We start from the raw sequence: 17,164 nt of genomic DNA, 5'->3' as shown, positions 1-17,164 counted from the left end.
GCTGTCGCGCGGGTCCGTGTCGAGGCTACTCGACGACCTTCGGCACCAGGAAATAGTTGTCCTCGGTCAGCGGCGCGTTGAACACGATCTCGCGGGCGTGGCCGCCGTCGGTGATCACGTCCTCGCGGCTCTTCATCGCCATCGGGGTCACCGAGGTCATCGGCTCGACGCCCGAGACGTCGACCGCGCCGAGCTGCTCGACGAAGGACAGGATGGCGTTGAGCTCGTCCTGGAGCGGCGCCACCTCCTCGTCGGTGACCGCGATCCGCGCCAGGTGCGCGATGCGCCGGACCGTCTTGGCGTCGACCGACATGGGCACTCCGTTCGGGCAAGCGAGGGGCCGAGCTTCGCAACCCGGCAGCAGCCGGGCAGGGCCGGCCGCGGGGCGCTATAGCACCGGCCTTCGCGGCGCCGCAACGGGCGCTGCCCGTGGGGCGGCTCAGATGCGCGCCATGGCGATGGCGTGGGTCGTGGCGTGCGGCACCTCGATCAGCACCGCCCGGGGCTTCCAGTGCTTGCGCGCCTCCATGCCGCCGCTCCACAGCACGGCGGCGGCGGTCACCAGCATCAGCTTGTGCTTGCGGGGCATCCGCCGGAGCGCCGGCACCGCGGCGACCGCCGCCTCGCGGGCGGGCGGCGGCGCGCCGACGGGCCGGCGAAGCCGGCCGCCGATGGCCAGGATGGCGTCCGCCGGCACGCGCCGGCGGGGCAGGGCCGGAGCGAAGCTGTCGGTGGCGGCAGGCAGCCCGCCGCGCAGCGGGCTCAAGGACCCGTCGAGGTCCAGGGTCATCCAGCCCTGCGGCCGGGGGCTTAAATCCGGCGCGAGGCCCCGCACCTGCCGAACGGTCGTGAGGGCGAAAGGAAGGATGACGGCAGCCACGGCGACCTCGGTCGGGCGAGAACGGCAGATTAACGATTTGGTAACCTCGTCGGAGGCGTCCCGCCACGTCAACCTTCCGTTAACCCTAACCGCGCCGCCGGCGCCGCCACGCTGCGGCCGCCCCCGGGGGAGGGCGGCCGCGCGGCCCTACTGCACCGTGACGGCCGTGCCCTTGTGCGGCACGATCACCTGCACGCCGCTGCCGTCGAGGGCGGCGACGAAGCGGTCGGCGCTCGGATCGACGATCGGGAAGGAGCCGTAGTGGCAGGGGATGACGGCCTTCGGCTTGAAGAAGCGCGTCACCGCGAGCGCGGCGGTCTCCGCCCCCATGGTGAAGCGGTCGCCGACCGGCACCATCAGCACGTCGGGGCGGTAGATCTCCTGGATCAGCGCCATGTCGCCGAAGATGTCGGTGTCGCCCATGTGGTAGATCGTGGGCTCGCCGTCGGCGCGCACGATCACGCCGTTCGGGAGCCCGAGCGGCACCGTCACCCCGGCCTCGCTCATGCCGGCGGAGTGGTCGGCCCGCACCAGGCTGACCCGGAAGCCGCCGACATCGACGGTGCCGCCGGTGTTCATCGGCTCGAACTGGGTCACGCCCTTCGAGGACAGCCACATGCAGAGGTCGTAGTTGGTGACGACCTTGGCGCCGGTCTCGGCGGCGATCTCGACGGTGTCGCCGACGTGGTCGCCGTGGCCGTGGGTGATGAGGATGTGGGTGGCTCCCTCGGTCGCAGCCTTGCGGTCGCCCTCGAAAGCCGGGTTGCCGCTGAAGAACGGATCGATCAACACGTGGGCGGAGCCGAAATCGAGGCGGAACGCGGAATGGCCGAACCAGGTGATGCGCATCGGGCGATCTCCGGACGAGGGGGCAGGCGGGCGGGGGACCGGCATCGGGCCGGAACCCAGCGGCAGGGCGTGGCTCCGGACAGGGCCGGCGCCACGGCGCCGTCCTGCGCGGACGCCGCGTACTTAACGCGCCGGGGCCGGCCGTGAACCGGGAGGCGATCGAAGCCTTCGCGGCTGAATCCCGCGGCGGCGCCCGCCTGCTCGGGCTCGACCTCGGCACCAAGACCATCGGCCTCGCCCTCTCGGACGTGCAGCGCCGGATCGCCTCGCCCCTCGAGACGATCAAGCGGATCAAGTTCACCCCGGACGCCGCGTCCCTCGCCGCCATCGCGACACGGCACGCGGTCGGCGGGCTGGTGGTCGGCCTGCCCCTCAACATGGACGGGAGCGAGGGGCCGCGGGTGCAGTCGACCCGGGCCTTCGTGCGCAACCTCAAGCCCATCCTGCCGCTGCCGGTGCTGTTCTGGGACGAGCGGCTCTCCACAGCCGCCGTCACCCGCACCCTGCTCGAGGCCGACGCCTCGCGGGCCCGCCGCGGCGCGCTCGTCGACAAGCTCGCCGCCGCCTACATCCTGCAGGGCTGCCTCGACGTGCTGGACGGGCTCGGCGACGAAGGGGCCGATTTCGACGAGGGATGAGATCGGCCCGCCGGGGGAGGAGCGCGCACGGGCGGGAGCGGGGATGTCGTCCGGCCGGAATCCGGGAGATGTCCCATCACTTCGCAGTCCTTGCGTCCCGGTCCCCTCTCGTAAGATCCTGCCGGGCAACCGGGAGGCCACCCCCTTGTCGCTCAGCTTCGGAATCCTCGTCTTCCCCCAGATCCAGCAGCTCGACCTCACCGGTCCCTACGAGGTCTTCGCCTCCGTGCCGGACAGTGCGGTCCACCTCGTCTGGAAGGACGGCGAGCCGGTCCGCTCGGCCACCGGGCTGCCCTTCGTGCCGACCGCGACCTTCGACACCTGCCCGCCCCTCGACGTGCTCTGCATCCCCGGCGGCAGCGGGGTGAACGCGCTCCTCGAGGACGAGGCGGTGCTGGACTTCGTGCGGCGGCGCGCCGGGGAGGTCCGCTACCTCACCTCCGTCTGCACCGGGGCGCTGGTGCTCGGCGCGGCCGGCCTGCTGCAGGGTCGGAAGGCCACGACCCACTGGTACGCCCACGACTTCCTGGCCCGCTTCGGCGCGGTGCCGGTGCAGGACAGGGTGGTGCGCGACGGTACCCTGATCACCGCCGGGGGCGTGACCTCGGGCATCGATTTCGGGCTCGCCGTGGTGGCCGAGCTCCTCGGCCGCGAGGAGGCCGAGACGGTTCAGCTCGCGCTCGAATACGCCCCGGCCCCGCCCTTCGACGCCGGCACGCCGGCCGAGGCGTCGGCGGCGGTGGTGGAGCGCGCGAAGAAGCGGCTCGCCGGCTCGCGAGCCGCCCGCGAGGCGATCCTGGCGCGCATCGCCTGAGGCGACCTCAGCGCATCGCCTCGCGTTGCGCCAGCGTCGTTGGCGCGCCGGACTTCTGGATCAGCCCGTCGATCTGGTCGCGCTGGCGCCGGAACTCGGCGAGCAGCCGCCCGTCGAGCTCGCGGCCGCGGGGCACGCGGATCTTCATCGGGTCGACGAAGTGGCCGTTGATGATCACCTCGTAGTGCAGGTGGGCGCCGGTGGAGAGGCCGGTCGAGCCGACATAGCCGATGATCTGGCCCTGGCGCGCCTTCGCGCCGGCGGTGACGCCGCGGCCGAACCGCGACATGTGGTTGTAGGTGGTGACGTAGCCGTTGGCGTGCTGGATCTCGACCCGGCGGCCGTAGCCCGAATCCCACTCCGCCTTGATGACGGTGCCGTTGCCGGCGGCGAAGATCGGGGTGCCGATGCGGATCGACCAGTCGACGCCGGTGTGCAGCTTGGCGTAGCCGAGCACCGGGTGGCGGCGGTAGCCGAATCCGGAGCTCATGTTGCCGTCGGCCACCGGCTTGCGCAGCAGGAACTTCTTGAGCGAGCGGCCGGCCTCGTCGAGGTAGTCGATGGTACCGTCGTCCGGTGACTGGAAGCGGTAGATCCGACGCGCCTCGCCGCCGAGGTTGAGCGCCGCGAACAGGATGTCGGGCCGCTCGGCCGAGCCGCCGGCCTCCTCGTCGTAGGTGTAGAACAGCTCGATGCCGTCGCCGGTCGCGACCCGGCGCTGGAAATCGACGTCGTAGCCGAAGATCCGGACCAGGTCCTCGACCGTCGAGCGGGGCAGGTCGTGGCGGGCCGCGGTCTCGTAGAGGCTGGCATAGAGGCGGGCCCCGGTGCCCTCCTCGTCGTCGTCCGCCTCCGGCGTCGGCGCCGGCTTCTGGGCGGCGCCCTCCGGCACCGGCGGGGCGACCGACACGAAGGCGCCGCGGTCGTTCATGGCGGCGATCGCCTCGACGCCGGACTCGCCGTAGAGGATCACCCGGGTGAGCTGGCGCGGGTCGCCGGTCCGCGGGCCGGGTCCGATCTGGAGCCGCATCTGCTGGCCCTCGCCGATGGCGCCGGCCCGGACCCGGGCGCCGAGGGCGGCGAGGATCGGGCGGACCTGCTCGTCGAGGCCGCCATTGGCCTTCAGCACGCCCTCGAGGGTCTCGCCGCGCTTGATCGCGACGTCGCGCTCCTCGACCAGCGGCGCATCCCGCTCGCGCTCGATCTTGGGCAGGTCGGTGACGTTCTCGCGCATCACCCGGACCTCGATCGACTTGAACGGGCCGGAGCTGCCGCCGAAATCGCCTCCGCCGTCGAGGCCCGGCAGGGCGCTCATGCTGCGAAGCGTCCGCGAGAGCATGAGCTGGGGCGCGATGGGCAGGGCCGCGCGCCGCCCGGCCTCGGCGGCGAGCCGCCGCTCCTCCTCGATCTGCGCCGCCACGTCCTCGTCCGAGAGGGCGGGGGCGCCGGCCGGCACCGCGACGTCGCCGAGGTCGCGCTTGACCACCGAGACCTCGGCGTCCGGCGCGTCGGTCGTGGCCTGCGCCTCCGGCGCGCGGTCGTTCCCCGGGTCGCTGAAGAAGCGCATCGGGTCGAAGGGCGGGATGTCCGTCGCCGCCATCCCGGCGGTGGTCGAGAGGGCGGTGGCGATCCGGACGAAGGGCCGGACCTTGATGATCTCGCGCTCGCCCGCCCGCAGGGTCACCGGTGCCTTGAAGCTCTGCTTGGCCAGCGCCACCATCGGGTTGCGCACCAGGCGGTCGCCCTTGCGGGCGAGATTGGTGCCGCCCTCGCTGGCGACCGGGCGGGGCGCCACCGCCACCGCTTGCGGCAGCTCCGCGAAGGTGACCTCGCCCTGGAGGGAGACCCAGATCGCCGAGCCGATCAGGCCAGCGCCGGTCATGCCGGTGAGCACGCAGGCGGCGAGCCAGCGCAGGTTGACGTCGCGGCGGTCGGCTTTCGGCGAGGCGGCGCCCGACAGGTCGAGGGGCGGCTCGCGGCCCGGATCGGCGGACCGGCCGCGGGGCGCCTGCTGGGATCCAACCGGGTCGAGCCGCGCGCGCTTCACCGTGTCTCCTTCGCCTTCTGGTTCGGGCGGCGCCGCGGCGACCGCACGACGGGGCAGGGGGCGCTCCGCGCTGCCGCGACCATGCGTGGCTCACGCAGGGAAATCAACGGCGGAGGGCGGACGGATCCCCAGGGGGCAGCCCGTGCGGGGACATCCCGGGCCGACGCTGTCTCTCCGGCCCCAGCGTGTCAGGATTGAGGCGTCATCGACCCGTGATCCGCGCCCGCGGCACCGGGCGCTTGCTTGATCCCGATCGGGGTCGCGCGGCGGGTGCCGCGAGGCTCAGGCGGGATTGACCGCGGTCGCGAGCCAGCAGGCCGCGCCGAGGCGCACCGGCCGCTCCCGCGGCATCGCCGCCCGCACCGCCGCCGCCGCCCGGTCCCGCAAGGCCTCGTCGAGGTCGCGCAGCAGGCCGGCGACCGGCCCGACCGTGAGGCAGAAGCGCCCCGCCTCGTCCGCGTCGTCGCCGAGCGTGAGAAGCGCGTCGACGGGCGCAACGGCGACGTCGGCGAAGCCCGCCCCGGCGAGGACGGCCGCCAGCCCGTCCCGGTCCGCGAACCGGAACGGCCCTGGACCGCCCGGCGGCACCGGCGCGGGCTCGGGCACCACGCCGAGCGCCGCGTCGCGGGCCACGCTCACCCAGGGGTTCTCCTGGAGGGCGCGCCAGCACAGGACGGCGAGCCGGCCCCCCGGCCGCAGGCCCCGACGGATAGTGGCGAAGGCTGCCCGCGAATCGTCGAAGAACATCACCCCGAAGCGCGACAGGGCGAGGTCGTGCTCCGGCGCGAAGGGGTGGGTCTGGGCGTCGGCCTCGATCCAGGTGATCGGGGCGCCGGAGGCCGGCCGGGCGCGCGCCCGGGCCAGCATCGGCCGCGACACGTCCACTGCCGTGACGCCGCCGTCGGGCCCGAGGCGGCCGGCCGCGAGCAGGGCGGTCTCGCCGCAGCCGCAACCGATGTCGAGCATGCGCTCGCCGGGACGGGGCGCCGCGCCGTCGAGCAGGGCGGCCGTCAGGGGCGCGAAGACCCGGTCGAGCTCCGCCTGCATCGCGGTCCAGCGCTCGCCGACCTCACTGTTCCAGTACTCCGTCTGGGAGATCGGCTCTGGCATCGCGTCGGTTCCGTTCTGCGCCCACCGCCGCCAAGGTAGGCGGCGGCCGGTGATGGGCAAGAACCGCGCGTCCCGAGCGATCCCCGGTCAGGTGGTCCTGCTGCCCCGGGGACGACCCCGCCGCCCGGCCGGAGCGGCGCCTCCCGTACCGCCGTCGCCGTTGCTCTCGCCGCCGCGCAGGCGGCGCCGGCCGAGGCCGCTGTTCTTGGCGAGTTCGGAGCGCTGCGAGGCGTAGTTGGCGGCGACCATGGGGTAGTCGCGCGGCAGCCCCCACTTCTCCCGGTACTGGTCCGGCGTGAGACCGCGGCCGGCGAGGTGGCGCTTGAGCGTCTTGTACGGCTTGCCGTCCTCGAGGCTGATGATGTGGTCCGGCGTGACGGTCCGGCGGATCGGGATCGGCGGCTCCGGCTTCGGCGCCTCGGGCGGAGGCGGCGCCATCAGCTGGGTCAAAGTCGAGTGTACGGCCCCGATCATCGGCGGCAACTCGTTCGGCGGCACCGCATTGTTGGATACATAGGCCGTGATGATGGCGGCGCAAAGATCGACGACGCGGTCACCAGAGCCATTCTCCTCGACGTTCATCGCCCAACCCCTCTGCATTCGTATTGAAGAATGCATGACGACGATCAAACGTCAAACAGACTGAGCGTTCACAGAGGTTAATCCTGTGGACGTAACCGCTGTTCACCAGTCAACAACGGCGAAGGAAAACTAACTTATGTTTATGAAACGGGCTACGCTCTTGGATGTAGGTGCGGCGTTGCGACGAGGCCAGCGCGCCTGCAGAATGCGTGCTTCGGCTGCGCCGCATCGACTGCGGCAAGGACGCGAATGCGCGCCATCGCGCGCGGCTCAAGAGGCTCTGGGCATAAGTCGAGAGAGGATCCGCCCGGCCGGCGGATGAATGGTCGGAGTGGCAGGATTTGAACCTGCGACCCCCACGTCCCGAACGTGGTGCGCTACCAGACTGCGCTACACTCCGACGCGCCCGAAGGCACGACTATCATACACTCAGAACATCTTGTGCAGATGTTTGATGGTCTCGGGAAGACTCAGGCTCGCGAGAGCGCTGGTCGGAGTGGCAGGATTTGAACCTGCGACCCCCACGTCCCGAACGTGGTGCGCTACCAGACTGCGCTACACTCCGAACGGTCGGCCGCCGGCCGACGACGGGGCTTATAGCGAGGGCATCCCGGGGCCGCAAGGCCGTTGATGCGCGATGGCCGAGTTTCTTCCGCCGAGCGTCCTCGGCCGGGTTTTCCCGGCCGCCCGCCGTGGGCGGCGGCAGGGTATGGTGCGAGCGCCGGGCCCGGGAGAAGGCCTTGCGCGATCCGTTTCCGCACCCCATTGTCGCCCACGAAGGTAGTCGGCACCGGCGGGGTGGCGGATGGCGAGCCGAGTGGCGGCGTGAGCGACGACAAGGCCGTGGTGCCGGAGCCGGGGGTCGACCACTCCGCGGAGGCGCCGTCTTTGGCGCATCTGACGTCGGCCGTGATCCGTAAGCCGGGGCTCGACGACCGCGGCAGCGTGTTCTTCGCGGCGATCGAGATGACGCGGATGCCGATGATCCTCACCGATCCCCGGCAGCCCGACAACCCGATCGTGTTCGCCAACCGGGCATTCCAGGACCTCACCGGCTACGCGCAAGCCGAGCTCGTCGGCCGCAACTGCCGCTTCCTGCAGGGGCCGGAGACCAGCCGCGAGACCGTGGGCAAGCTGCGCGAGGCGGTGCGCGAGCGCCGGGCGATCGCGACCGAGATCCTCAACTACAAGCGTGACGGCTCGCCGTTCTGGAACGGCATCTTCATCGGCCCGGTCTTCGACGAGGCCGGTGAGATCGTGTATTTCTTCGCCTCGCAGCTCGACGTGACCCGGCGGCGGGTGTCCGAGCAGGCCTTCCGCCAGGCGCAGAAGATGGAGGCGATCGGCCAGCTCACCGCCGGCCTCGCCCACGACTTCAACAACCTGCTGCAGGTCGTCACCGGCAACCTGGAGCTGGCGCGCAGTTCCGTCACCAGCGAGCGCGCCCAGCGCCAGCTCGCCAACGCGGCCGGCGCGGCGGAGCGCGGCGCGAAGCTGACGAAGCAGCTCCTCTCCTTCGCCCGCAAGGCCCGGCTCGAGCCGCGGTCGCTCAACCTCAACGCCCTGGTGCTCAACCTCGCCGAGGTGGCGGAGAGCACGCTCGGCAGCACCGTCTCGGTCCGCCTCGACCTGACGCCGCGGCTGCCGGCGGTCACCCTCGACCGCACCAACCTGGAGATGGCGCTCCTCAACGTCCTCATCAACGCCCGCGACGCGATGCCGGCGGGCGGCACGGTGACGATCTCGACCGCCGCGCTCCACCTCGACGGCGACGGCAAGGCCCGCAACCTGCCTCCCGGCGACTACGTCGCCCTGCGGGTGCGCGACGAGGGGGAGGGGATGCCGCCCCACGTCGCCGAGCGGGCGACGGAGCCGTTCTTCTCGACGAAGGGGCCGGGCAAGGGGACCGGCCTCGGGCTGGCCATGGCGCACGGCTTCGTGCAGCAATCCCGCGGCCGGCTCGAGATCGAGAGCCGCTCCGGCGACGGCACCACCATCACCATGCTGTTTCCCGCCGGCTCCGGGACCGCCGTCGAGGAGGAGCCCGCCGAACAGAGGGCGGTGCTGCGGCGCGGCGACGAGACCGTGCTGGTGGTGGAGGACAGCGACGACGTGCGGGCGCTCGCCCGCGAGTACCTCGAGAGCCTCGGCTACGGGGTGCTGACCGCACGCGACGGCGACGAGGCGCTGCGCATCCTCGAGCAGGAGGAGCGGATCGACCTCCTGTTCTCCGACATCGTCATGCCGGGCAGCCTCAACGGCCTGATCCTGGCGGAGCGGGCGCAAGCCCGGCGCCCGAACCTGCCGGTGCTGCTGACCACCGGCTACAACGAGGACCTGGTGGCGGAGGGGCCCGCCACGCCGACCATGGACGTGCTCGGCAAGCCCTACCGCAAGGCCGAGCTGGCCGACCGGATCCGCGCCGCCCTCGACCGCGGCGTCCGACCGCTGCCGGCTCCGGGCGAGCCGCACCACGGCTGAGCCGAACGCCCACCCGGCGAATACCGCGTGTCGTCACCTCGGTGACATGCACCTCGCGCAAGAACGGCCCCGCTCATCCCCGCGAGGATCCCATGCCGCGCCGTTCCCTTCTCGCCCTCTCGCTGCTGCTGCCGGCGGCTCCCGCCGCCTTCGCGCAGGCCCCGCAGGCCTTCCCCGCTACCCTCGCCGGCCACGCCGTGCTGCCGGCGGAGAGCTACGTGCCGACGCCGGAGGACGCGCCCAAGGATCTCGCCACGCCCGGCAAGTTCACCACCGGCCGTCGCGTCGAGGCGGTCGGCACGATCGAGGCCCAGTCGATGGGCCGCCCGACCAGCCTCAAGCTGCCGCTCAAGGGCCAGCCGCTCCAGGGCCATTCCGGCATCAAGCACATGCCGGACGGCACCTACTGGGTGCTGACCGACAACGGCTTCGGATCGAAGGCGACCTCGCCTGATTCGATGCTCTACCTCAACCACTACAGGATCGACTTCGACAAGGGCGGCGTCGAGCGCCTGGAGACGATCTTCCTGCGCGATCCGGACAAGAAGGTGCCGTTCCGCATCGCCAACGAGGCGACGGAGAGCCGCTACCTCACCGGCAGCGACTTCGATCCCGAGAGCTTCCAGTTCGTCGGCGACCAGATCTGGATCGGCGAGGAGTTCGGCCCGTTCCTGATCAAGGCCGACCGCACCGGCAAGGTCGAGGCGGTGTTCGAGACCCTGGCCAACGGCAAGCCGGTCCGCTCCCCCGACAACCCGGCGGTGACGACCCCAGCCATGCCCGGCGGCGCGGTGGCGTTCAACGCCCGCCGCTCCAAGGGCTTCGAGGGCATGGCGGCCTCGCCCGACGGCAGCCGGCTCTACGCCCTGCTCGAGGGCCCGCTCTGGGATGCCGAGGCCAAGGCCTTCGAGACCCGCGACGGCCGCGAGGTGCTGCGCATCCTCGAATTCGACACCAAGGCGCAGGCCTGGACCGGCCGCTCGTGGTTCTATCCCCTCGAGGCCAACGGCAACGCCATCGGCGACTTCAACATGCTCGACGCCACCACCGGCCTGATCATCGAGCGCGACGACGGCGAAGGCACCGCCGACCGCGCCTGCCCTGCGGGCCAGAAGGGATCCGACTGCTTCTCGGTCCCGGCCAAGTTCAAGCGCGTCTACAAGATCGAGATGACCGACGCTAACCAGGGCGGTCCGGTGCGCAAGATCGGCTATATCGACCTGATGCGCATCGCCGATCCGGCGAAGAAGGCCCGCAAGCCGCTCACCGACGGCGCGCTCGCCATGCCGTTCCTCACAATCGAGAACGTCGACAAGGTCGATGACCGCCACATCGTCGTCGGCAACGACAACAACCTGCCGTACTCGGCGAGCCGCGACCCGCGCAAGGTGGACGACAACGAGTTCGTGCTGCTGGAGGTGGGGGATTTCCTGAAGGCGAAGTAGGATCGGTGAGCCCCTCGCCATGGTGGCGAGGGGCTGCCTCGTTCAGTTTTCGCGCCACCCTGTCCCGGGCGACCGGGACGGAGTGGCAGGAGATCCGGGATCCAGCACAGGATGTGCCGCGAAGCGGCTCTATAGTTACAACGTTGCAGCATACAGAGCCGCTTCGCGGCGAGTCCTTACGCTGGATCCCGGATCTCCTTCCGCTCCGCTACAGTCGTCCGGGAAAGGGGGAGGAGCTTGGCTGGACTGCCGGTCCGGCAGCTCCGGGCACTGCCGTGTGCCGTGGATCAATGGGACGCCGCGAAGCGGCTCTGCATGCTGCACCTTTACAGACAGGCAGGCGGCCGCTTCGCGACGTTTGCTTGCGGGTTCCTCCGGCCGCATGCCGCCGACGCAGCATGCGCGCCGGTCCGGAACGGACCTGGGAAAAGGGGAGGCTGACAGCCTCCTCAATGCCCCCCGCCCAGATATGCCGCCCGCACCTGGGGATCGTCCCGCAGCTTGGCCGCCGGGCCCTGGAAGCGGATGCGGCCGTTCTCCAGGACGTAGGCGTGGTCCGCCACCCCTAAAGCCGCCATGGCGAACTGCTCGACCAGCAGCATCGTCACCTGCTCCTCCTTCAGGCGGCGGATGATGCGGAAGACCTCCTCCACCAGCTTCGGCGCGAGGCCCATCGAGGGCTCGTCGAGGAGCAGGATCTCCGGGCGCAGCATCAGGGCTCGGCCCATGGCGAGCATCTGCTGCTCGCCGCCCGAGAGGGTGCCGGCGAGCTGGGTGCGGCGCTCCTTCAGGCGCGGGAAGAGGGTGTAGGCCCGCTCCCGGTCGGCGTTGACGTCGCCCTTCGGCCGCGAGCCGGTGAGGCGCGGGAAGGCGCCGAGCGTCAGGTTGTCCTCGACCGAGAGGGTCGGGAAGACCCGCCGCCCTTCGGGCGAGTGGGCGAGGCCGGTGCGGGCGACGTCGTGGCTGTCGAGGCCGCCGATCTCGCGGCCGTTGAGCTGGATCGAGCCGGCGCGCGGCTTGATCATGCCGGAGAGCGCCCGCATCGTGGTGGTCTTGCCGGCGCCGTTGGAGCCGATCAGGGTCACGACCTGACCCTTGGGCACCGAGAAGGTGAGGCCGTGCAGGACCTCGATCTGGCCGTAGCCGGCCGACAGGCCGCTGACGTCGAGCATCTGTCTACTCCGCGGCGTCGGCAACCGGGCTGCCGAGATAGGCTTCGATGACCTTCGGGTCGGACTGGACCTCGCGGGCGCCGCCCTCCGCGATCTTGTGGCCGAAGTCGAGCACGCTGACGCGGTCGCACAGGCCCATCACCACGTCCATGTGGTGCTCGATCAGGATCACCGTGATGCCGGCGTCGCGGATCTTGCGGATGATGACCGTGAGTTCGGCGATGTCGGGAGCCGTGAGGCCGGCCGCCGGCTCGTCGAGGAGGAGCAGCACGGGATCGAGGGCGAGCGCCCGGCCGATCTCGAGCAGCCGCTGCTTGCCGTAGGGCAGGTTGCGGGCCTCGACCTGGGCGAGCGGCCCGAGGCCGACGAAGTCGAGGATCGCCATGGCGCGGGCGCGCGCCTCGCGCTCCTCGCGCCGGCGCTTCGGCGTGCCCAGGATCGCGTCGAACAGCGTGCCCTGGAAGCTGTGGTGCAGGCCGACCAGCACGTTCTCCAGCGCCGTCATCTCCCGGAAGAGCTGGACGTTCTGGAAGGTGCGGGCGACGCCCGACAGGGCGATCTCGGAGGGGGTGCGCCCGTCGAGGCGCTTGGCCGCGTCGGTGCCGGCGGCCAGCGTCACCCCGCCGGCGGTCGGCTTGTAGATGCCGGTGAGCACGTTCATCATCGTGCTCTTGCCCGAGCCGTTCGGGCCGATGAGGCCGTGGATCGTGCCCGGCCGCACCGCGAGGTCGACCTCGTTGAGGGCCTTGAGGCCGCCGAACTGCATCACCGCGCGCTCGACCTTGAGCAGCGGGTCGGCGCCGGAGCGGCCGCCCTGGCGGATCAGCGCCTCGCCGGAGGCCGAGAGCTCCTGGGTCGCGCCGGTGTGGCTCGGGCGCAGGAAGGGCAGCTTCTCGCGCAGGAAGCCGACAATGCCCTCCGGCAGGTAGTAGACCACGAACAGGATCATCAGGCCGAAGACGGTGAGGCGGAAATCCGTCACCGACTGCATCGCCAGGGTCGCCGGGAAGAAGGCGAGGCAGAGCGCACCCGGGATCAGCAGCGTCATGCGGTTCTCTTGGCGGCGCAGGAACGCGAGGCCGACCACGACGACGGCGAGGCCTGCGATGAGCCCGGCCATGATCCGCACCAGGCCGATATCGGCCAGGATGTTCGGCATCATCACGATGATGGCGGCGCCGATCAGCGGCCCGGCGCGGGACTTGCGCCCGCCCATGGTGACGGCGAGCAGGAAGAGCACTGTCAGCTCGAAGCCGTAGGAGTTCGGCGCGACGTAGCGCTCCGACCAGGCGAACAGCGCGCCGGCGAGGCCGGCCAGCGCCGCCGAGATCACGAAGGCGTAGACCTTGTAGCGGTAGACGCTGACGCCCATGCAGTCGCAGGCGATCGGCGAGTCGCGCAGGGCCTCGAAGGCGCGGCCGAAGGGTGAGCGCACCACCCGGTTGACCACCAGGATGGTGGCGAGCAGGCAGGCGCAGACGAGATAGTAGAACTCGAGCTTGCGCCCGGCCGCGCCCCAGGGGGCCTGCATGCCGATCAGCGAGAAGTCGAGGACGCGGGCCGGCGGCAGGGTGATGCCGAGCGGGCCGTTGGTGAGATCCGTCATCTCGTTGATGAAGATCTGGATGATGGTGCCGAAGGCGAGCGTCACCATCGCGAGGTAGGGGCCACTCACCCGGAGCGCCGGGATCGCCAGCAGCAGGCCGAAGGCCGCCGTGACGCCGATGCCGGCGAGCAGGCCCACCCAGAGCCCGAGCTTGAACTTGAGGAACAGCACGGCGGCGGCGTACGCGCCGACGCCGAACAGGCCGGCATGGCCCAGCGAGACTTGGCCGGTGTAGCCGACCACGATGTCGAGGCCGAGGATCAGGATCGCGTAGATCGCGATCACCACCAGCAGATGAATGTAGTACTGGCTGGTGACGACGTGCGGGAACGCCGCCAGGAAGACGACGAGGAGCGCGGCCCCGAGGAGGCCGACGTAGCGGCCGAGCCCGGCTTGGGGGACCGGCGGAGCGGTTTGCCGGGCAAGGGCCGGCGCGGAGGCGGACTGCGCCATGATCGTGAGGAACCCTGGAAAAGACGGGGGCGAAGGCCGCTCCCGCGTTCCGGGAGCGGCGCGGACGAGTTCAGACCTTCTTGATCACGGCCTTGCCGAACAGGCCGACCGGGCGCACCGCCAGCACGGCGAGCAGCAGGATCAGGCCGGGTACGTCCTTGTAGCCGGTCGAGATGTAGAAGCCGGTCAGCGTCTCGGCCACGCCGAGGATCAGCCCGCCGACGATGACGCCGAGGCCCGATTCGAGGCCGCCGATGATCGCGACGGCGAAGGCCTTGAGCGCCAGCACCGAGCCCATCGTGGCGCCCGTGAGGGTGACGGGGGCGACGAGCACGCCCGCGAAGGCCGCCGTCATGGCGCTGATCGAGTAGGACAGGGTGATGACCTTGCGGGTGTTGATGCCCATCAGGCCGGCGGCGTCGATGTCGTTCGAGGTCGCCACCACCGCTTTGCCCCAGATCGAGCGGCGGTTGAACAGCTCGACGGCGAGCATCATCAGGAGCGCGCCGGCGACGATCATCAGCTCCATCGGCAGGATCCGGACGCCGCCGACCGTCATCGCCGTCTCGGGGAGCGGCGAGGGGAACTTGAGGTCGTCGCGGCCCCAGATGTTCTCGGCTACGTTCTTGAAGATGATGCCGAGCGCGATGGTGGCCATGATCCACCCGTACTCGGACTTGATCTTCACCGCCGGGCGCACGCCGAGGCGCTCGACCACGGCGCCGAGGGCGAAGCCGAAGACCAGCACGAGCGGCAGCATCAGCCAGTAGCCGGTGAAGGGCACCAGCGTCAGGCCGAACAGAGCGCCGAGCATCAAGGCCTCGCCCTGACCGAAATTCAGGGTCTTCGAGGTGGCGAAGGTGAGCTGATAGCCGAAGGCGATCGCGGCGTAGATCATGCCGACGGCGACGCCGCTCGCGACCAGCTGAAGGAAGATTTGCATGGGGGGAAGGCTCGTCTGGACGGGCGGCGTCCGCGCTGGCGGGGACTTACCCCGCACCGGCGGGGGGCGGGCCCCGCCGGTGCGGGGCCCCGGGAGGGCGCTCAGTTCGAGGCCTTCTCCTTGATGCGCACGACGCCGGCGTTCTTGGCGTCCTCGTCCTTGGCGTAGACGATCTTGCCGTCCTGGACCTTGCCGAACACCACCATGTTGCGGGTGATGGCGTTGTGGTCCTTCGCGGTGAAGGGCTTGTCGTAGGTGGTGACCACGCCCTCGACCTTGGTCTTCAGGTCCTCCAGCGCCGCGCGCACCTTCGGGCCCTCGGTCGTGCCGGCCTGCTGGATCGCCGCGGCGAGCAGGAACACCGAATCGTAGCCCTGTGCCCCCGCCACCGGGGTCGGGATCTTGTTGACCTTGAAGGTGGCGTAGTAGCCGTCGAGGAAGGCCTTGCGCTTGGGCAGGGTCTTATCCTCGATGAAGGTCTGGGGCATGATCACGCCGTTGCCGTTGGCCCCGGCGATATCGATGAAGCTCTGCATCGAGGCCGGCCACGAGGTGATCATCGGTACCTTCCAGCCGAGCTTGGCCATGCCGTTGGCGACCTGGGCCAGCTCCGGGCCGATGCCGTAGGCCAGGATCACGTCCGCGCCCGCCGCCTGCGACTTCAGCAGCTGGGGCGTCATGTCGACGTCCTTGATGTTGAACTTCTCCACCGCGACCGGCTTCACGCCCTTGGCCTTGAGGTACTTCTCGAGGTCTTCGCGGCCGAGCTGGCCGTAATTGGTCGAGTCGGCCAGGATCGCGATCTTCTTGAAGCCCTGCGCGATCGCCTCGTCGGCCATCATGCCGGCCTGCAGCACGTCGTAGGCCGAGGTGCGGAAGACGTAGTTCGCGTCGTAGTCCGGCGGGTTGAACTGGTTGGTGATGATCGTGCCGGTGGCGACGTTGTTGATCACCGGGATCTCGGCTTCCTGGTAGAAGCGCTGGGCGGCGAGCGCCACGCCGGTGTTGATGAAGCCGAGCGTCGCGACGACCTTCTCCTTGTTGATCAGTTCCTGCGCGACCTGGGCGCCGACCTCGTTCTTGGCCTCGTCGTCGCGCTCCACGAGCTGGATCTTGCGCCCGAGCACGCCGCCGTTCTTGTTGATCTCCTCCGCGGCCAGCCGCACGCCGTCGCGCATCGACACGCCCATCGAGGAGGAGCCGCCGGTATAGGGGCCGGTCACGCCGATCTTGATCGGGTCGGCCGCGCGGGCCGGGACCGCGAAGGCGGTCGCGCAGGCGAGCGCCGCCGCGAGAGCGGTCAGGGATGAGCGCATCTGGATTCCTCCGGGGGACCGTTTCTTGCCGTCCCGGCCTCAGGCGGTCGGGTATCGGGGTGCCGGATAGAACCGAAGATGGCAGCGCTTGTCGAGCGCGTCTTTCGATCTAGAGGGCCGGATCGGGGCGGGGGCGGAGTGCTGGGACGCTGATCGCGTCGCGGGGCGAGTCGAAGGTGTGCACTTCGATGAATTTCCTCGCCATCCCGGGGCTCTGCCGAAGGCGAGAACCCGGGATCCATGACCGTCGACGTCGGAGGATGAAGCGGAACACGTTCCGATCTCCTCTCCGGCGGCATCAGGCCATGATCCCGGGCCCCGCTGCGCGGCCCCGGGATCATGGGGAGGACGTGAGACCTGGCGGCGGACTTGCGGAAGTGGACGAGACCGAAGGTGCCTTCGTCCCCAGTCCGCTCAATCCTTCGCGGGCTCGTCCTTGCCCGGGACCTGCGTGACGCCGCCGATCACCCGCACCGGGCGGTTGCCGTCGGGCGGGGTCTTCCAGCCGCCGTCGGCAGACTTGGCATCCGGGGCCGTGGGCGCGGCGGCCTCGGCCGCCTTCGCGGGCCGGGCCTCCGGCTTCGGGGCGGGCTCGGACTTCGGTGCCAGGGGCGGCACGAGGGCTGCGGGGGTGTCGACCTTCTCGGGCGGTTTCGTGCGCGCCGCGGTCTTGCGGGGCGCCTCGGGCTTGCCGCCCTCGGGCGCGGCCTCGCGGCGCGGCGCCGCGCCGGTGCGGGCGGCCGGGCTGTCGGGGTTGAGGCCGAGCGGGTTCGGGCCCGCAGCGCGCGCGGGAGGCGCGGCGCGCGGGGCGGGGGGGGGCGCCGCCGG

Annotated in this window: 14 protein-coding genes, 2 tRNA genes and 1 pseudogene; 4 read left to right on the top strand and 13 right to left on the bottom strand. The window is 70.9% G+C overall.

The genetic code is table 11. The features are described from left to right. Positions 1 to 25 precede the first annotated feature (25 nt). From gatC to VQ02_RS01655, 3 genes are all read right to left on the bottom strand, one after another. Positions 26 to 313, bottom strand: a complete 288-nt coding sequence (gatC, locus tag VQ02_RS01665; RefSeq protein ID WP_048442414.1) for an Asp-tRNA(Asn)/Glu-tRNA(Gln) amidotransferase subunit GatC — start codon at positions 311 to 313, stop codon at positions 26 to 28. A 126-nt stretch (positions 314 to 439) separates the two neighbouring features. After that, positions 440 to 880 (bottom strand): hypothetical protein, encoded by a 441-nt coding sequence (locus VQ02_RS01660; RefSeq protein ID WP_053080132.1) that lies wholly within the window; start codon positions 878 to 880, stop codon positions 440 to 442. A 147-nt stretch (positions 881 to 1,027) separates the two neighbouring features. Next, entirely contained in the window at positions 1,028 to 1,729 is a 702-nt protein-coding gene (locus VQ02_RS01655; RefSeq protein WP_048442413.1) for a metal-dependent hydrolase, read from the bottom strand. A 143-nt stretch (positions 1,730 to 1,872) separates the two neighbouring features. Here VQ02_RS01655 and ruvX point away from each other — a divergent pair, with 143 nt between their 5' ends. Beyond that, a complete protein-coding gene (gene ruvX / locus VQ02_RS01650; protein ID WP_048442412.1) occupies positions 1,873 to 2,367 on the top strand; it encodes a Holliday junction resolvase RuvX in 495 nt (164 codons plus the stop codon). A gap of 145 nt (positions 2,368 to 2,512) precedes the next feature. Next, positions 2,513 to 3,181, top strand: a complete 669-nt coding sequence (locus VQ02_RS01645; protein ID WP_048442411.1) for a DJ-1/PfpI family protein — start codon at positions 2,513 to 2,515, stop codon at positions 3,179 to 3,181. A 7-nt stretch (positions 3,182 to 3,188) separates the two neighbouring features. Here VQ02_RS01645 and VQ02_RS01640 read toward each other — a convergent pair whose 3' ends face one another. The 5 genes from VQ02_RS01640 to VQ02_RS01620 all read right to left on the bottom strand — a co-directional run bounded on the left by VQ02_RS01640 (position 3,189) and on the right by VQ02_RS01620 (position 7,485). After that, positions 3,189 to 5,228 (bottom strand): M23 family metallopeptidase, encoded by a 2,040-nt coding sequence (locus tag VQ02_RS01640; RefSeq protein WP_048442410.1) that lies wholly within the window; start codon positions 5,226 to 5,228, stop codon positions 3,189 to 3,191. Between the two features lie 282 nt (positions 5,229 to 5,510). Beyond that, positions 5,511 to 6,338, bottom strand: coding sequence for a class I SAM-dependent methyltransferase (locus VQ02_RS01635; RefSeq protein WP_048442409.1), 828 nt, complete (start codon positions 6,336 to 6,338; stop codon positions 5,511 to 5,513). An 87-nt stretch (positions 6,339 to 6,425) separates the two neighbouring features. Then, positions 6,426 to 6,920, bottom strand: a complete 495-nt coding sequence (locus VQ02_RS01630) for a Ros/MucR family transcriptional regulator (protein ID WP_048442408.1) — start codon at positions 6,918 to 6,920, stop codon at positions 6,426 to 6,428. Between the two features lie 323 nt (positions 6,921 to 7,243). After that, positions 7,244 to 7,320, bottom strand: a tRNA-Pro gene (locus tag VQ02_RS01625). An 88-nt stretch (positions 7,321 to 7,408) separates the two neighbouring features. Beyond that, a tRNA-Pro gene (locus tag VQ02_RS01620) sits at positions 7,409 to 7,485 on the bottom strand. A 323-nt stretch (positions 7,486 to 7,808) separates the two neighbouring features. Between VQ02_RS01620 and VQ02_RS01615 the strand changes: the two genes are divergently transcribed. Then, entirely contained in the window at positions 7,809 to 9,401 is a 1,593-nt protein-coding gene (locus tag VQ02_RS01615) for a histidine kinase famiy protein (RefSeq protein ID WP_425339870.1), read from the top strand. Positions 9,402 to 9,493: 92 nt separating this feature from the next. Further along, positions 9,494 to 10,846, top strand: a complete 1,353-nt coding sequence (locus VQ02_RS01610) for an esterase-like activity of phytase family protein (RefSeq protein WP_048442407.1) — start codon at positions 9,494 to 9,496, stop codon at positions 10,844 to 10,846. Between the two features lie 449 nt (positions 10,847 to 11,295). On the opposite strand, the gene VQ02_RS01605 is transcribed toward VQ02_RS01610, so the two are convergent. From VQ02_RS01605 to VQ02_RS38005, 5 genes and pseudogenes are all read right to left on the bottom strand, one after another. Then, complete coding sequence (locus VQ02_RS01605) at positions 11,296 to 12,018, bottom strand: ABC transporter ATP-binding protein (protein ID WP_048442406.1); 723 nt, start codon at positions 12,016 to 12,018, stop codon at positions 11,296 to 11,298. A 4-nt stretch (positions 12,019 to 12,022) separates the two neighbouring features. Beyond that, on the bottom strand, positions 12,023 to 14,077 hold the full coding sequence (locus VQ02_RS01600; protein WP_048442405.1) for a branched-chain amino acid ABC transporter ATP-binding protein/permease: 2,055 nt from the start codon (positions 14,075 to 14,077) through the stop codon (positions 12,023 to 12,025). Between the two features lie 70 nt (positions 14,078 to 14,147). Beyond that, the gene (locus tag VQ02_RS01595; RefSeq protein ID WP_048442404.1) at positions 14,148 to 15,020 is read right to left on the bottom strand and encodes a branched-chain amino acid ABC transporter permease; all 873 of its coding nucleotides are present in this window, start codon (positions 15,018 to 15,020) and stop codon (positions 14,148 to 14,150) included. Between the two features lie 101 nt (positions 15,021 to 15,121). After that, positions 15,122 to 16,336 (bottom strand): ABC transporter substrate-binding protein, encoded by a 1,215-nt coding sequence (locus tag VQ02_RS01590; RefSeq protein WP_048442403.1) that lies wholly within the window; start codon positions 16,334 to 16,336, stop codon positions 15,122 to 15,124. A 414-nt stretch (positions 16,337 to 16,750) separates the two neighbouring features. Further along, positions 16,751 to 17,164, bottom strand: a pseudogene (locus VQ02_RS38005) (hypothetical protein); the annotation flags it as partial.

Source organism: Methylobacterium variabile, from assembly GCF_001043975.1.
Classification (GTDB): Bacteria; Pseudomonadota; Alphaproteobacteria; order Rhizobiales; family Beijerinckiaceae; genus Methylobacterium; species Methylobacterium variabile.
This window is presented reverse-complemented; position numbering and strand designations above follow the sequence as displayed.

What these genes read in the sequence shown, in the direction of transcription:
- VQ02_RS01635 (WP_048442409.1), bottom strand. Translation starts at nt 6,338, where the DNA reads ATGCCAGAGCCGATCTCCCAGACGGAGTACTGGAACAGTGAGGTCGGC.
- VQ02_RS01655 (WP_048442413.1), bottom strand. Translation starts at nt 1,729, where the DNA reads ATGCGCATCACCTGGTTCGGCCATTCCGCGTTCCGCCTCGATTTCGGC.
- VQ02_RS01610 (WP_048442407.1), top strand. Translation starts at nt 9,494, where the DNA reads ATGCCGCGCCGTTCCCTTCTCGCCCTCTCGCTGCTGCTGCCGGCGGCT.
- gatC (WP_048442414.1), bottom strand. Translation starts at nt 313, where the DNA reads ATGTCGGTCGACGCCAAGACGGTCCGGCGCATCGCGCACCTGGCGCGG.
- VQ02_RS01590 (WP_048442403.1), bottom strand. Translation starts at nt 16,336, where the DNA reads ATGCGCTCATCCCTGACCGCTCTCGCGGCGGCGCTCGCCTGCGCGACC.
- VQ02_RS01630 (WP_048442408.1), bottom strand. Translation starts at nt 6,920, where the DNA reads ATGAACGTCGAGGAGAATGGCTCTGGTGACCGCGTCGTCGATCTTTGC.
- VQ02_RS01595 (WP_048442404.1), bottom strand. Translation starts at nt 15,020, where the DNA reads ATGCAAATCTTCCTTCAGCTGGTCGCGAGCGGCGTCGCCGTCGGCATG.
- VQ02_RS01600 (WP_048442405.1), bottom strand. Translation starts at nt 14,077, where the DNA reads ATGGCGCAGTCCGCCTCCGCGCCGGCCCTTGCCCGGCAAACCGCTCCG.
- VQ02_RS01605 (WP_048442406.1), bottom strand. Translation starts at nt 12,018, where the DNA reads ATGCTCGACGTCAGCGGCCTGTCGGCCGGCTACGGCCAGATCGAGGTC.